This window comes from Pseudomonas sp. P179 (assembly GCF_000478485.2).
Classification (GTDB): Bacteria; Pseudomonadota; Gammaproteobacteria; order Pseudomonadales; family Pseudomonadaceae; genus Pseudomonas; species Pseudomonas aeruginosa.
The window spans coordinates 4,608,047-4,621,035 of sequence record NZ_KI517354.1; the positions used below are offsets into that span (position 1 = coordinate 4,608,047).

The following is a 12,989-nucleotide window of genomic DNA, read 5'->3' on the forward strand; positions in this document are numbered from 1 at the left end:
CCGACCATGCAAGGCTATCAACTGACCTTCATCACCCAGCAGGGGCGCCGCCACCAGGGCCAGCCGATCTGCGACTGGCTGCTGGAAGAGGCGCGCCGCCTGGGCGTGCGCGGTGCCACCGCGCTGGCTGCCAGCGAAGGCTTCGGCCAGAGCGGCCGGCTGCATTCGATGCACTTCTTCGAGCTGGCCGACCAGCCGCAGGAAATCCTCATGGCGGTCGATCCCGAGCAGTCAGAACGGCTGTTCGAGTCGATCCGCCAGGCCGGCGTGCGGCTGTTCTACATGAAGGTGCCCATCGAGTTCGGCGTGCTGGGAGCGGACGAATCGACTTCCTGAACGCGGTTTTCGTCGGCGCCGCCGTTGCGCTGTCCCCGCGTCTCCGGTCGGTAGAGCATCAGGCGGTACAGGCCGAGGCAGATCAGCCAGTCGAACAGCATCGTCCACAGGTTGTGCGAGAGGAAGTGCGCACCTTGCAGCATGCGCGACAGCGATAGCAGACAGCCCATGGCGAAGGCGAAGGCCAGGGCGTAGCGCGCCAGCCTGGGCTTGCGGTCGCGCAGGGCGAAGAACAGCGCGAACAGGACGAATCCGGACGATGCGTGCCCGCCCGGCCAGCAGCGTCCGGGGTGCTCGGTCGGCGGCCGTGGGCTGAGCAGCGAACTATAGGTTTCCTCGCCGCCGAACTGCGCCAGGCTCCAGGGGCACTGCACGGCGGTGAGCGCCTTGAGCGGAGTGACTATGCTGGCTGCAAGGCTCATGGCGAGGAACACATAGGCCAGCGGCCTGCTCAGTGCGCGCCATGGCCGGTGGAACAGTCCGGCGATGGAGACCAGCAGGCCGAGGACGCTGATGGCGATCACCAGTTGCTTGACCCGGTCGTGCAGGATGTTCTCCAGGAACCAACTGTGCCGGCCGATGAAGCCGGCGCCCGGGTCGTACATCAGGTTGGCCAGGGCGAGGTCGAGGGTCACCGGCTCGAAGGCCAGCAGCAGTGCCGCCAGGCCCAGCGGCAGGGCGAGGAACAGCCAGGGGTTGAATGGACGGGAAGGGGAATGGACGGCGGCCTGGGTCATGCGATCTCCAACGCTGGCGTTGACGTTCTCTTGACTTCGACGCTGGTTAAATCCACCGCCGGGGTTCGTGCGCATCCGCAAAGCCGCTATGATCGGCGGCCATGGAAGACGCCATGCAGTCTCTGGTGGCGAGCGTAGAGCCGGTGTGAATCGCCGGTGAAGAATCCGTAAATGCGCGAGAGGCGCTCGATCGGTCTTCCTGCGAAGGAGTGGGACATGCGAATACTGGTGGTCGAAGACAACCGCGACATCCTGGCCAACCTGGCCGATTACCTGTCGCTCAAGGGCTATACCGTGGATTGCGCGCAGGACGGGCTGTCCGGCCTGCACCTGGCGGCCACCGAGCACTACGACCTGATCGTGCTCGACGTGATGCTGCCGGGAATCGACGGCTATGCCCTGTGCCGGCGCCTGCGCGAAGACGCACGGCGCGACACCCCGGTGATCATGCTCACCGCCCGCGACCAGTTGGACGATCGCCTGCAGGGGTTTCGTTCCGGAGCCGACGATTACCTGGTCAAGCCCTTCGCCCTTTCCGAACTTTCCGCACGCATCGAGGCGGTGCTGCGTCGCGCCCAGGGTGGCGGCCGCCGCGAGCTGAGCGTGGCCGATCTCAGCTATGACCTGGATACCCTGGAGGTCAAGCGCGCGGGCAAGTCGCTCAAGCTCAACCCGATCGGCCTAAAGCTGCTCGCAGTGCTGATGCAGAAGAGCCCCCATGTGGTGCGCCGGGATGCCCTGGAAGAAGCGGTCTGGGGCGACGACTGCCCGGACAGTGACAGCCTGCGCAGCCACGTCCATCAACTCCGTCAGGTGATCGACAAGCCATTCTCCGTGGCCTTGCTGCATACGGTGCATGGCGTCGGCTACCGCCTGGCGGAGGAGCCGAATGGAGTATAAGCAGAGCCTCGCCCGCCGGATCGTCATCGCCTTCATGCTGATGACGGTCGCCGTGGGGGGACTGTTCTCCGCCGGCATCGTCGGCGTGGTCCACATCATCGAGGAGCGCCTGATTTCCCGCGACCTGGGCGGCGAGCTGGAGCGCATCCTGCGCGACGACCTGGCCCAGGGACGCAACCCGGTGCTCGATCCCGGCATGCGCTTCTTCATCAGCGACGGCCAGGGCTCCTACGCCATGCCGCCGGCGCTGGACCAACTGGATGTCGGTTTCCACGAAGTGTTCGAGGGCGACTTGTCGTTCCATGCGCTGGTGCGCGACATCGATGGTCGCCGCTTCGTCCTGCTGCAGGACCAGAGCGATTTCGAAGCGCGCGAGCAGGTGCTCTACGCCTCGGTGCTGACCGGCTACGTGCTGAGCATCGCCCTGGCCGGCCTGCTTGGCTGGATGCTCGCGCGCAAGGTGATGGAGCCGGTGGTGCGCCTGGCGCGCCAGGTGCGGCATCGCGAACAGTTGCTCGGTCTGGCGCCGCCGTTGGCGCCGGACTACGCCAACGACGAGGTCGGCGAGCTGGCCGCTTCCTTCGACGAGACCCTTGGCCGCCTGCGCGACGCGCTCAAGCGCGAGCAATTGTTCACCAGCGACGTCAGTCATGAGTTGCGTACGCCGTTGATGGTCATCGCCACCTCATGCGAACTGCTGGCCGAAGAACCCAGCCTCGGCCCGCGCGCCCGTGGCCAACTGGAGCGGATGACCAAGGCCACCGAGGAGATGCGCGACCTGGTGCAAACCTTCCTGTTGCTGGCGCGTGCGCAGAAGGGCGAGGAAAGTCTGGCGCCCCACGGTAGCCTGGAGAGCATCGCCGACGACCTGGTCCAGGTCTGGCGCGAACAGGTCGAAGCGCGAGGACTGACCCTGCACTACCGCAACGAAGGTGCCTGCGCCGGCCAGTTCAACGCGCCACTGCTGCGCGCGGTGATGGGCAACCTGTTGCGCAACGCGACCCACTACACCGATGCCGGGAGCATCACGCTGACCCTCGACGAGCATGGTTTCAGCGTCGAGGACACCGGGGCGGGCGTCCCGGAAGAACAACGCGAACGCATTTTCATGCCCTTCGTTCGCGGCAGTTCCAGCTCCGGGCGCGGCGAAGGCCTTGGCCTCGGGCTCTCGCTGGTGAAGCGGATCTGCGCCGCCGAGGGCTGGAGCGTAACCCTCAGCGCGGTGGAGCCGCATGGCTGCCGGTTCGAAGTTTTACTCGATGTTGCTTGACGAAAAATTCACCACCCCTTGACCCGAGCTTGACGGCTGGATTCATACCGTTCGTCTCATGAATCCTGGAGTTCCCGTCATGAACAATCCGCCTGTCGACCTCGACTTTTCTCACAAGTATGATCGCGAGCATGCTGAGGCCTACCTGAAGAAGCATCAGGACGGCCTCGCCCGGAAACTTTCCCACCGGCGCGACGTCCAACTCGCCCGGCACGCGCTGAAGCTCGCGGGGCAGCCCAACCTGGTGCTCGACCTGCCCTGCGGCGCCGGACGCTTCTGGCCGCTGCTGGCGGAAAAGGACAACCGGGTGATCATCGGCGCCGACAATTCCGCGGACATGCTGGCGGTCGCCTGCGCCGGTCAGCCGGACGGTGTGGTGAAACGGGTACGGCCCTTGCAGACTTCCGCTTTCGCCATCGACCTGCCGGACAGCTCGGTGGACAATATCTTCTGCATGCGGCTGCTCCACCACATCGGCGAGGCGGACGATCGACGCGTCCTGCTCCGCGAGTTTCACCGGGTCACGCGGGACAGCGTGATCCTTTCCCTCTGGGTCGATGGCAATTTCAAGGCCTGGAAGCGTAGGCGCATGGAGGCACGGCGGGTAGCGAACGGGGAACAGACCGGCTACCAGAACCGCTTCGTGTTACCAGCCGAAACGGTCGAGCGCGAGTTCCGCGACGCCGGCTTCGTCGTCCAGAAGCATCTCGATTTCATCCCGCTGTATCACATGTGGCGGGTCTATATCTTGCGAAAGGAATAACGATGGCTCCCGATCTGGCATCCCTGCAACGTATCTCCGGCGACTCCGCCATCGACCAGTGGTTGCAGGTACCCGGCAGCTGGGTCGAGGAGCCCAACGAGCGGCGCGGCGGGGCCAGCGGCGTGCAGCGGGTGTACACCGGCGATGGACGGCTGCTCTATCGCAAGCAGCAGACCGGCCACGTCTACCGCGACTGGCAGCGCCCTTTCGGCTATCCCACCGCCATGCGCGAGCGCGATGCGCTACGGGCCTTCGAGTCGCTTGGTATTCGCGTGCCGCGCCTGGTCTATTCCGGCTGCCGCAAGGTCGACGGACAATGGCAGGCGCTGCTGGTGACCGAAGCCCTGGAGGGTTTCTCCAGCCTCGACGAGTGCTATGCGCGCGGTGACCAGGACCGCTGGGGCGAAGCGAAGCACCAAAGAATTCTGCAACAAATCGGCGCTACCATTGCCCGGATGAATCTCGCCCACTGGCAGCACGGTTGTCTCTATCCGAAGCACATCTTCGTCCGCGTCGAGGGCGAGGCCATCGAAGTAGCGCTGATCGACCTGGAGAAGAGCCGCCGCCGCCTTACGGTGAACAAGGCGTCCCAGCACGACCTGAAGCAGTTGAAGCGCCGTTCGTCGTGGACTGGCGCGCAGTGGCAAGCCTTCATCTATGGTTACCAGACGGCGTTTGGCAGCGCCATCAAAGGGTTGCAGACATGAAATTAGAAATCACTCGAGGTTTGTTGCTGGTCGGCGCTCTCGCCGTGGCTACAGCCGCGGCTGCCGCCTGGCACGAACCCGCGCCGAACGTGGTGCAGATGAACGGCGGTCATGAGTACTGCCCGACGCCTTCGGTGCTCAAGGCCGAGCGGCCGACGCGCCAGGAGGTCCAGCCGAACAAGGACATCCTGCTGCTGATGTTCGGTCTTTCCCAGGGGGGAGCCAGCCTGTCGCGCTGAGTCTCCTTGTCGAAAAAGCCCCGCCTTGGCGGGGCTTTTTCATGGGCGATGAGATCGTCGGAGGCATGGGCCGAATAAGGACCAGGCCTCATGCGCCACCTTGCCGCGGCGCGCCAGGCTTGCCCTAGGCGACCTGGAACACGTGCTTGAGGTAGTGGATGAAGTCAGGGTCCCGGCATTGCGCCTTGCCGGGCGTATCGGAGATCTTCGCCACCGGATGGCCGTTGCAGGCGCTCATCTTCACCACGATGTTCATCGGCTCGACGCCCGGCAGGTCGCAGGTGAAATGCGTGCCTATGCCGAAGCTGACGTTGATCCGGCCCTGCAGCGCGCGATAGATCTTCAGGGCCCGCGGCAGGTCGAGGCCGTCGGAGAACACCAGGGTCTTGGTCAGCGGGTCGATGCCCAGCTTGAGGTAGTGGGCGATGGTCTTTTCCGCCCACAGCAATGGGTCGCCCGAGTCGTGGCGGAGGCCGTCGAAGAGCTTGGCGAAATAGAGGTCGAAGTCGCGCAGGAAGGCATCGGTGGTGATGCAGTCGGTCAGCGCGATGCCGAGCAGCCCACGGTATTCGCGGACCCAGCAGTCCAACGCGGCACTCTGGCTGTCGATCAGGCGCGGACCGAGCTGCTGGTGGGCCATCAGCCATTCGTGGGCCATGGTGCCGAGGGGCTTGAGGTCGAGCTTGCGTGCCAGGTGGACGTTGCTGGTGCCGACGAAGCAGCCCGGAAAGTCCTCCTTCAGACCGCTCACCACCGCCTCGTGGACCCGATAGGAGAAGCGGCGGCGGGTACCGAAGTCGGCCATCTTGAAGCCGGCCAGTTCCTCGGCGCTGGCCTCCCGGCGCAGCCAATCGAACTTTTCCTGCAGGCGTTCGCGCGCCTGCTCGACGGTGGCGGCCGGGTAGCGGGCGCGGTTGCGCACCTCGCTGATCATCGCCAGCAGCGGCACTTCGAAGAGGATCACGTGCAGCCAGGGGCCTTTCAGGCGCAGGAAGAATTCGTCGTTCTCGATGCCGGTCTGCACGTAGCGCGGGTTGAAGCGGAATAACCCGAGGAAGCGGATGAAGTCCGGCGCGAGGAAGGGAATCCGTTCGAGGAAGGCCAGTTGCTCGTCGCTGATCGCCAGGCCCGCCAGGTATTCCAGTTGTTCGCGGATGGCCGGCAGGTACAGGCGCAGGTCTTCCTGGTTGCGGCAGCGGAACTCCCACTCCACCTCGGCGTTGGGATAGTTGTGCAGCACCGCCTGCATCATGGTCAGCTTGTAGAAGTCGGTATCCAGCAGGTTCTGCACGATACGTTCGGAAAAAGCGCTCTCGGCCATGCTCGTCTCACCACTGCGTTTCAGCGGGCAGTCTACTGGAGGCGGCTGCCGGCGGACATAGGATCGCGCCCGGAGGGCTGTGGGATGGGGCGATAGCACCGGCGGACAGCGCTGTTTTCGCTATCCGCCGTTTCCGATCAGTGTGCGTTTGCCGCTTGCGTCACGCCTGGCGGGGCATCCGGCCTGGCCACCAGGGTGTAGATGCACGGCAGGACGAACAGGGTGAACAGGGTGCCCACCGACATGCCGGTAGCGATCACGATGCCGATGTCGAAGCGACTGACCGCCCCGGCGCCGGTGGCGAGGATCAGCGGGATCACCCCGAGCACCATCGCCGCGGTGGTCATCAGTACCGGCCGCAGGCGGATCGCGGCGGCCTGCTCGATGGCCTCGCGACGCCCCAGCCCCTGTTCGTGGCGCAACTGGTTGGCGAACTCGACGATCAGGATGCCGTGTTTGCTGATCAGGCCGATCAGTGTCACCAGGCCGACCTGGGTATAGATGTTCAGGCTCGACACGCCGAGGAACAGCGGTATCAGTGCACCGCAGATCGACAGCGGCACGGTGACCATGATCACCAGCGGATCGCGGAAGCTTTCGAACTGTGCGGCGAGGACCAGGAAGATGATCGCCAGGGCCAGTCCGAAGGTGACCAGCAATGCGCTGCCTTCCTGCACGTATTGCCGGGAAGCGCCGGCGTAGTCGACGGCGAAGCCACGCGGGGCTTCCTCGCGGGCGATCTGCTGAACCGTCTCGATGGCCTCGCCCATGCTGACGATGGGGAAGCCGGAGATGATCGCCGAGTTGAGCTGCTGGAACTGGTTCAGTTGCCGTGGCCGTGCCCGTTCGTGGGTCTCGATCAGGGTCGAGAGGGCGACCAGTTGGCCGTTGCGGCTCTTCACGTAGTAGCTGCCGAGCCAGCCGGGATTGTCGCGATAGGGGCGTTCGACCTGGGCGATGACCTTGTAGCTGCGCCCGTCGATGGTGAAGCGGTTGATCTCGCCCTCGCCGAGCAGGCTGGCCAGCGCCACCCCCAGGTCCTGCATGGAGACGCCCATCTGCGCGGCCTTCTCGCGGTCGATGTCGACCACCAGCTCGGGTTTGTCGAACGCCAGGTCGAGATCGAGGAAGGCGAACTTGCCGGACTCGCTGGCGCGCTGCTTCACCCGTTGTGCCACTTGCAGCAGCGACTCGTAGTCGTTGGCGGTGTTGAGCACGAACTGGAATGGCAGGCCCTCGCCGGTGCCCGGTAGCGACGGCAGGTTGAAGGCGAAGATCTGCACGCCGGGAATCTCGTTGAGCTTCGCCTGCACCGCATGGAGCAATTCCATCTGGCTCTTTTCGCGTTCGTCCCAGGGCTTGAGCAGCATGCCGCCGATGCCGGCCTGGACGCCGTTGTAGCCGTTGATCTGGAACGCCGAGTAATACTCCGGGAAGCTGCGGAAGATGCCTTCGAACTCGGCGGTGTAGCGATTCAGGTAGTCGAGGTTGGCGGTTTGCGGCGAGTTGGTCATGAGGAACACGATGCCCTGGTCCTCTTCCGGCGCCAGCTCCTTCTTGGTGAACATCAGCAGCACCGGGATCAGCGCCAGTACCAGCACGGCGAACACCAGGACCACCGGACGGGTGTCCAGGGTGCCGTGAAGGGCGCGCTGGTAGCGTCGCTTCAGGCCCTCGAAGATCAGGTCGAGGCGATGCGCCAGGCCCGAGGGATTCTCCTCGTGGCGCAGCAGGCGCGAGCACATCATCGGCGACAGGGTCAGGGCGACGATCCCGGAAATGATCACCGCGCCGGCCAGGGTGAAGGCGAACTCCTTGAACAGGGCGCCGGTGAGGCCGGTGAGGAAACCGATCGGCGCGTAGACCGCGGCGAGGGTGATGGTCATGCTGACCACCGGTACGGCGATCTCCCGCGCGCCCTCCAGGGCGGCCTCGAAGGGCGGCTTGCCCTCCTCGATGTGGCGGTGGATGTTTTCCACCACCACGATCGCGTCGTCCACCACCAGCCCGATGGCCAGGACCATCGCCAGCAGGGTCAGCAGGTTGATCGAGTAGCCCATGGCCTGCATGAAGAACAATACGCCGATCATCGACAGCGGAATGGTCACCACCGGGATCAGTACCGAACGGAACGCGCCGAGGAACAGGAACACCACCACGATGACGATCAGCACCGCCTCGCCGAGGGTCTTCACCACTTCATCGATGGAGGCCTGAATGAAGCGCGTGGCGTCGTAGGCGATGGACACCTTGAGGTTGGGCGGCAATTGCTCTTCCAGTTCGGGCATCTTCGCCCGCACTTCCTTGATCACGTCCAGCGGGTTGGCGCTGGGCGTGCCCTTGATGCCGATGTAGACCGAGGGAATCCCATTGAACGAACTGATCGCGTCGTAGCTGGCGGCGCCCAGCTCGACCCGTGCGACATCACCCATCAGCACCCGGCGGTCGCCGTCGGTCTTCACCGGGATGGCGGCGAAGGCCTGGGGCGACTTGAGGTCGGTGGAAGCATTGACGCTGGTGACCACCAACTGGCCCTTCACCTCGCCGGCGGCGGCGAGGAAGTTGTACTGCTGCACCGCCTGGTTGATCTCGCCGGCGGTGACGCCGAACGCGGCCATCTTCACCGGGTCCAGCCACAGGCGCATGGCGAACACCTGGTTGCCGAGGATCTCCGCCTCGGCGATACCGGGCAGGGTCGCCAGCTTGGGCTGGATCACCCGCGACAGGTAGTCGGTGATCTGCGGGTTGTTCATCTGCTCGCTGTAGAAGCTGATGTACATCAGCGCCGAGGCGTCCGCGGCCTCCTTCTGCAGCACCGGGTCCTCGGCGTCCGGCGGCAGCTGGCTCTTCACTTCGTTGGACTTGGCCAGCAGCTCGGTGACCAGGCGATCGGTATTGGCGCCGATCCGCGCGTAGATGGAGATGGTCGAATAGTTCTGCCGGCTCACCGAGGTCATGTAGTCGATGCCTTCGGCGCTGGCCAGGCTCTGCTGCAGCGGCTGGGTGATGTAGCCCTGGATGGTTTCCGCGTTGGCGCCGGCGTAGAGCGTGGTCACCGTGATCAGCGCGTTCTCCATTTGCGGATACTCGCGGATCACCAGCTTGCTGAAGGCCTGCATGCCGAGCAGGACGATCAGCAGGCTGACCACGCTCGCCAGGACCGGACGACGGATGAACGGATCGGTAAAAGCCATGTTTCAGTCCCTTGGCAAGCCTTCCGCCACGGAGCGGGAAGGCGCGCGACTCAGTGCTCTTGCTGGAGGTCCCGCTCGGCGACGATGGCCACCGCGGCGCCGTTGTCGAGCTTCAGTTGCCCGGAAGTCACTACCTGCTCGCCGCCCTCCAGGCCTTCGAGCACCACCGCCAGGCCTTCGCGGCGTTCGCCGATCCTGACGAAGCGGCGCTCGACGACCCGTTGCGGCTGGCCCTTGTCATCCTTCGACACCTGGCCCTGCTCGTCCTTCTTCTGCCCGACGACGTAGATCGAGTCGCCGTAGAGGGTGAAGGTGATCGCCGTCTCCGGGACCACGACGCGTTGTTCCTCGCCAGGCAACATCACCTCGAGGTTGGCGAACATGCCCGGCAGCAGCTTGCCGTCCGGGTTCTCCAGGGCAGCGCGGACCTGCAGGTTGCGGGTCTCGTTGTCGACCTTGGGGTTGATGGCGGCGATCTCGGCGTCGAACACCTGGGCGGGGTAGGCGGCGACCCGGACCTTCACCAGTTGGCCGCGGCTGAGCAGGGGGAAGTCCTGCTCGGGCAGGTGGAAATCCAGGAGCAGGGTGGAAAGGTCCTGCAAGGTGGCGATCGGCGTCCCGGGCGAGACGTAGTCGCCGACGTCCACCTGGCGGATGCCGATGGTCCCGGCGAAGGGCGCGAGCACGCGCTTCTTCGCCAGCGCCGCCTTCAGCTCGGCGACGGTGGCGCTGGTCTTGGCCCACTGCGCGGCGAGACGATCGAATTCGCTTTTCGAGATGGCCTTGCTGCCGATCAGTTCGCGGCCGCGCTGGTACTCGGCCCTGGCCAGGCCGAGATCGGCCTCGGCAGTGCGCAGGGTGGCTTCCTCGACGTCGCTTTCCAACTGGATCAGCGGTTGGTCCAGCTTCACCTGGTCGCCGGAAAGGAACAGTACGTCGCGTACCGTGCCGGAGACTTCGGCGGTGAGGGTCACGCCCTGGAATGCCTTGAGGCTGCCGATGGCTGGCAGGCGGCTCTGCCAGGGACGCTTTTCGGCCAGGCTGGCGGTCACGCTGATCGGCGGTTTCGGTGCGCTGAAAAGGGCGATCTGCTGACGGATGGAGTAGACCTTGTAGCCGGCGAGAATCGCCACCACGGCGATCACCGCGGCGAGCATGATCAACATGCGGCGGAGCAACATAATCCTGGTCCCTGGTATGCCGAGAGCGCCCCGTTTCGGGGCGAATCCGACACATTACGTGCAGCTTTCAGGGCTTGTCAAAGCACAGGATTGGCGAAAGATTTCAAGCGTGTTGCAGGTCGCTTCCGACTTTCGCGGACCGGTATGGCGAGAGGTTGACGCCGCGCTCTCAGGCCAGGTGCAGGTGGTTGTCCCAGAGGCCGGAAGGCAGCTCCAGCGGTTGCGCGGCGATGCGCTCGCCCTGGCAGTCGTAGAAGCGGCAACGGCCCTGTCCGGACGTGACGACGAAGCCGTTCTTCACCGCGCCCACGCCGGCGCAGTCCGGCAACGGCGCGTCGAGGCGTACGGCACCGCTGTCCAGGTCCCAGATGAAGAAACGGTTGCCGCGCGGGGCGGTCAGGGCCACCAGGCGCAGGTCGTCGTGGATCGCCACGCTGGCGGTGTACTGGGCCATCGCCAGGCGCTGCTCCTCGGCCACAGGGAAGGCTTCGAAGGGACGGCCGGGGCGCTTGATCGCCAGCAGGTCGGCATGTTCGTGGGCATCGCCCATGAACTGCTGGCCGGCGACGATGGTGCCGTCGCGACCGATCGCCAGGTGGCGGACGCTGTTCATCTGCTGCGCCAGGGTTTCCTTGGACAGCAGATTGCCGTCGCGGCGCATCAGCACCAGGCTGGGCTCCATGGCGTCGAGGTTCATCTCGACCCGGCTTTCCGCCTCGGTGCGAATGCCGCCGTTGGCCACTACCAGTGTCTCGCCGTCGGGCATCCAGGAAACCTGGTGCGGCCCGAGGCCGTGGGTGGAGATCTCGCCGCTGTGCTGCAGTCGCTCGCCGTCGAAACGGTAGACGCCGAGCACGCCGCGACCGGGATCGGTAGTGTCGTTCTCGGTGGCGTAGAGCCACTCGCCGCTCTGGTGGAACACGCCGTGGCCGTAGAAGTGGCGGTCTTTCTGCGAGACCAGGGTCTGCAGCAGGCGACCGTCGCTCAGGTCGATCAGGTAGCTTTCGGTGCCTGGCCGGCGGGCGACGAACAGCGCCAGCGGCAGGCTCGGGTGCTGGACGATGTCGTGGCAGCGCTGGGCCACGCGGGTGGCGAACTGGCGCTTGCCGTCCAGGCGGTAGCCCACCGCGTAATGCTGGCCATCGGCGTCGTCGCGCGCCGATAGCACCAGCGGTTGGCTACCCAGGCGGCTGAAGCTCCAGCCGCCGAAGGACAAGGCGCCGAGCAGCAGGCTGCCCAGGCCGATCACATGACGTCGCAGCATGGTGCCGACCTCAGTCGCCATCGTTGGCGTTGAAGCCCAGTTGCACGCCGAGGGCGCGGGCCAGATCGCCTTCGTGCAGGCGGTGGACCACGTTCAGGCTGTCATAGAGGGCGTTGAGCTGGTTGCGCCCGTCTTCGCTGGCGAGCAGTTCGGAGAGCGGTTTCTGTTCCAGCGCCGCCAGCTTCGCGTGGCTGTCGGCGTAGGCGGCGTCGATCTTGCCGGCCAGGTCCTTCTGTTCGGCCGGCAGCAGGGTCTTCAGGCCCTTGCCGTCGATACCTTCCCAGAGCGCCTGGGCGCCGCTCAGGCTGGCGTCCAGGCTGGCCAGCGAGGCGTTGCTGCGCCAGGCCTCGGCCTGGTAGGGCTGGGGAATGCCCTTGCTCTGCCGGCCCAGCGGAGTACCGAGTTTCTTCTTCAGCATGTCCAGGGCGGTGACCTGGACCCGCAGCAGCTCGGCGATCGCCTCGTGGGCGTCGGCGTAGCGGTCGTTGGGGAACTTGCTCATCTGGGTGAGCATGCCGCCGTCGTTCTTCCAGCGCGCCAGGATGTCCTGGGCCAGTTGCTGCTGGTGGGTGCCGATGGCTTCCAGCAACGGGCAATAGCGGGCCTTGGTGGCGGCGTCGGCGAGGTCGATCTTGCTGTCGAAGAGGATGTATTCGTAGGCGGAGAGCCCCTGCACCACCACGCTGGCCTTGGCCAGGGCCGCGGCGTCGACCTGCGGGTTGTTCTTCAGCAACTGTTCGACCTGGCGCCCGACCAGGTCCTTCTTGTCCGGCCAGAACTGCACCTGCCAGGCGCGGTTGCCCTCGGCCAGCGGGCCGATCAGCAGCGGTTGCAGCTCGGCCCAGGCCTTCTGCGCGGCGTGGAACGCGTCGCGGGCCTTGGCCAGGTCTTCCTTGCCCTGGCAGTAGGCCAGGGCGCTGCTGGCCAGGGCCTGGTCGGCCTCCACCCAGCGGCTGTAGGTCGGCAGGATCACCTGTTGCGCCAGGGCGGCACTGGTGACGGCCTGCGGGTCTTGCGGCGAACAGGCGCCGAGGGCGATGGCGAGGCTGGTCAAGAGCAGTCGTGGGCGGAACATGT

General features: G+C 65.5%; 12 protein-coding genes. 6 read left to right on the forward strand and 6 right to left on the reverse strand.

All coding sequences use genetic code 11. From position 1 onward, the window contains the following. Window positions 1-6: 6 nt before the first annotated feature. Window positions 7-336, forward strand: a complete 330-nt coding sequence (locus HMPREF1224_RS33565; RefSeq protein WP_003102669.1) for a DUF190 domain-containing protein — start codon at window positions 7-9, stop codon at window positions 334-336. Here the strand turns inward: HMPREF1224_RS33565 and HMPREF1224_RS33570 are convergent. Next, on the reverse strand, window positions 279-1,073 hold the full coding sequence (locus HMPREF1224_RS33570; protein ID WP_003102666.1) for a phosphatase PAP2 family protein: 795 nt from the start codon (window positions 1,071-1,073) through the stop codon (window positions 279-281). The genes HMPREF1224_RS33565 and HMPREF1224_RS33570 overlap by 58 nt on opposite strands. Window positions 1,074-1,289: 216 nt before the next feature. Between HMPREF1224_RS33570 and HMPREF1224_RS33575 the strand changes: the two genes are divergently transcribed. From HMPREF1224_RS33575 to HMPREF1224_RS33595, 5 genes are all read left to right on the forward strand, one after another. Then, the gene (locus HMPREF1224_RS33575; protein WP_003094039.1) at window positions 1,290-1,973 is read left to right on the forward strand and encodes a response regulator transcription factor; all 684 of its coding nucleotides are present in this window, start codon (window positions 1,290-1,292) and stop codon (window positions 1,971-1,973) included. Then, window positions 1,963-3,243, forward strand: a complete 1,281-nt coding sequence (locus tag HMPREF1224_RS33580; protein WP_003094037.1) for a sensor histidine kinase — start codon at window positions 1,963-1,965, stop codon at window positions 3,241-3,243. The genes HMPREF1224_RS33575 and HMPREF1224_RS33580 overlap by 11 nt, the downstream gene beginning before the upstream one ends. Before the next feature lie 79 nt (window positions 3,244-3,322). Then, window positions 3,323-4,006: a class I SAM-dependent methyltransferase gene (locus HMPREF1224_RS33585; RefSeq protein ID WP_003094031.1), complete on the forward strand. Its 684-nt coding sequence runs from the start codon at window positions 3,323-3,325 to the stop codon at window positions 4,004-4,006. 2 nt (window positions 4,007-4,008) lie between these two features. Further along, window positions 4,009-4,713 (forward strand): lipopolysaccharide kinase InaA family protein, encoded by a 705-nt coding sequence (locus tag HMPREF1224_RS33590; protein WP_003094029.1) that lies wholly within the window; start codon window positions 4,009-4,011, stop codon window positions 4,711-4,713. Further along, window positions 4,710-4,952: a hypothetical protein gene (locus tag HMPREF1224_RS33595; RefSeq protein ID WP_003134699.1), complete on the forward strand. Its 243-nt coding sequence runs from the start codon at window positions 4,710-4,712 to the stop codon at window positions 4,950-4,952. Before HMPREF1224_RS33590 ends, HMPREF1224_RS33595 begins: the two co-directional genes overlap by 4 nt. A 124-nt stretch (window positions 4,953-5,076) precedes the next feature. Here HMPREF1224_RS33595 and pncB read toward each other — a convergent pair whose 3' ends face one another. The 5 genes from pncB to HMPREF1224_RS33620 all read right to left on the reverse strand — a co-directional run bounded on the left by pncB (window position 5,077) and on the right by HMPREF1224_RS33620 (window position 12,987). Then, on the reverse strand, window positions 5,077-6,273 hold the full coding sequence (gene pncB, locus HMPREF1224_RS33600) for a nicotinate phosphoribosyltransferase (protein ID WP_003102657.1): 1,197 nt from the start codon (window positions 6,271-6,273) through the stop codon (window positions 5,077-5,079). A 137-nt stretch (window positions 6,274-6,410) separates the two neighbouring features. Beyond that, the gene (gene mexW, locus HMPREF1224_RS33605; RefSeq protein ID WP_003141256.1) at window positions 6,411-9,467 is read right to left on the reverse strand and encodes a multidrug efflux RND transporter permease subunit MexW; all 3,057 of its coding nucleotides are present in this window, start codon (window positions 9,465-9,467) and stop codon (window positions 6,411-6,413) included. 50 nt (window positions 9,468-9,517) lie between these two features. Then, window positions 9,518-10,648, reverse strand: coding sequence for a multidrug efflux RND transporter periplasmic adaptor subunit MexV (gene mexV / locus HMPREF1224_RS33610; protein ID WP_003123284.1), 1,131 nt, complete (start codon window positions 10,646-10,648; stop codon window positions 9,518-9,520). A gap of 169 nt (window positions 10,649-10,817) precedes the next feature. Continuing rightward, window positions 10,818-11,912, reverse strand: coding sequence for a DUF1513 domain-containing protein (locus HMPREF1224_RS33615; protein ID WP_010793812.1), 1,095 nt, complete (start codon window positions 11,910-11,912; stop codon window positions 10,818-10,820). Window positions 11,913-11,922: 10 nt separating this feature from the next. Next, window positions 11,923-12,987, reverse strand: coding sequence for an imelysin family protein (locus tag HMPREF1224_RS33620; protein ID WP_003102644.1), 1,065 nt, complete (start codon window positions 12,985-12,987; stop codon window positions 11,923-11,925). Window positions 12,988-12,989: the final 2 nt, after the last annotated feature.

Bases quoted from the DNA above. Each gene is read 5' to 3' on its own strand.
- HMPREF1224_RS33565 (WP_003102669.1), top strand. From the start codon at position 7: ATGCAAGGCTATCAACTGACCTTCATCACCCAGCAGGGGCGCCGCCAC.
- HMPREF1224_RS33570 (WP_003102666.1), bottom strand. From the start codon at position 1,073: ATGACCCAGGCCGCCGTCCATTCCCCTTCCCGTCCATTCAACCCCTGG.
- HMPREF1224_RS33575 (WP_003094039.1), top strand. From the start codon at position 1,290: ATGCGAATACTGGTGGTCGAAGACAACCGCGACATCCTGGCCAACCTG.
- HMPREF1224_RS33580 (WP_003094037.1), top strand. From the start codon at position 1,963: ATGGAGTATAAGCAGAGCCTCGCCCGCCGGATCGTCATCGCCTTCATG.
- HMPREF1224_RS33585 (WP_003094031.1), top strand. From the start codon at position 3,323: ATGAACAATCCGCCTGTCGACCTCGACTTTTCTCACAAGTATGATCGC.
- HMPREF1224_RS33590 (WP_003094029.1), top strand. From the start codon at position 4,009: ATGGCTCCCGATCTGGCATCCCTGCAACGTATCTCCGGCGACTCCGCC.
- HMPREF1224_RS33595 (WP_003134699.1), top strand. From the start codon at position 4,710: ATGAAATTAGAAATCACTCGAGGTTTGTTGCTGGTCGGCGCTCTCGCC.
- pncB (WP_003102657.1), bottom strand. From the start codon at position 6,273: ATGGCCGAGAGCGCTTTTTCCGAACGTATCGTGCAGAACCTGCTGGAT.
- mexW (WP_003141256.1), bottom strand. From the start codon at position 9,467: ATGGCTTTTACCGATCCGTTCATCCGTCGTCCGGTCCTGGCGAGCGTG.
- mexV (WP_003123284.1), bottom strand. From the start codon at position 10,648: ATGTTGCTCCGCCGCATGTTGATCATGCTCGCCGCGGTGATCGCCGTG.
- HMPREF1224_RS33615 (WP_010793812.1), bottom strand. From the start codon at position 11,912: ATGCTGCGACGTCATGTGATCGGCCTGGGCAGCCTGCTGCTCGGCGCC.
- HMPREF1224_RS33620 (WP_003102644.1), bottom strand. From the start codon at position 12,987: ATGTTCCGCCCACGACTGCTCTTGACCAGCCTCGCCATCGCCCTCGGC.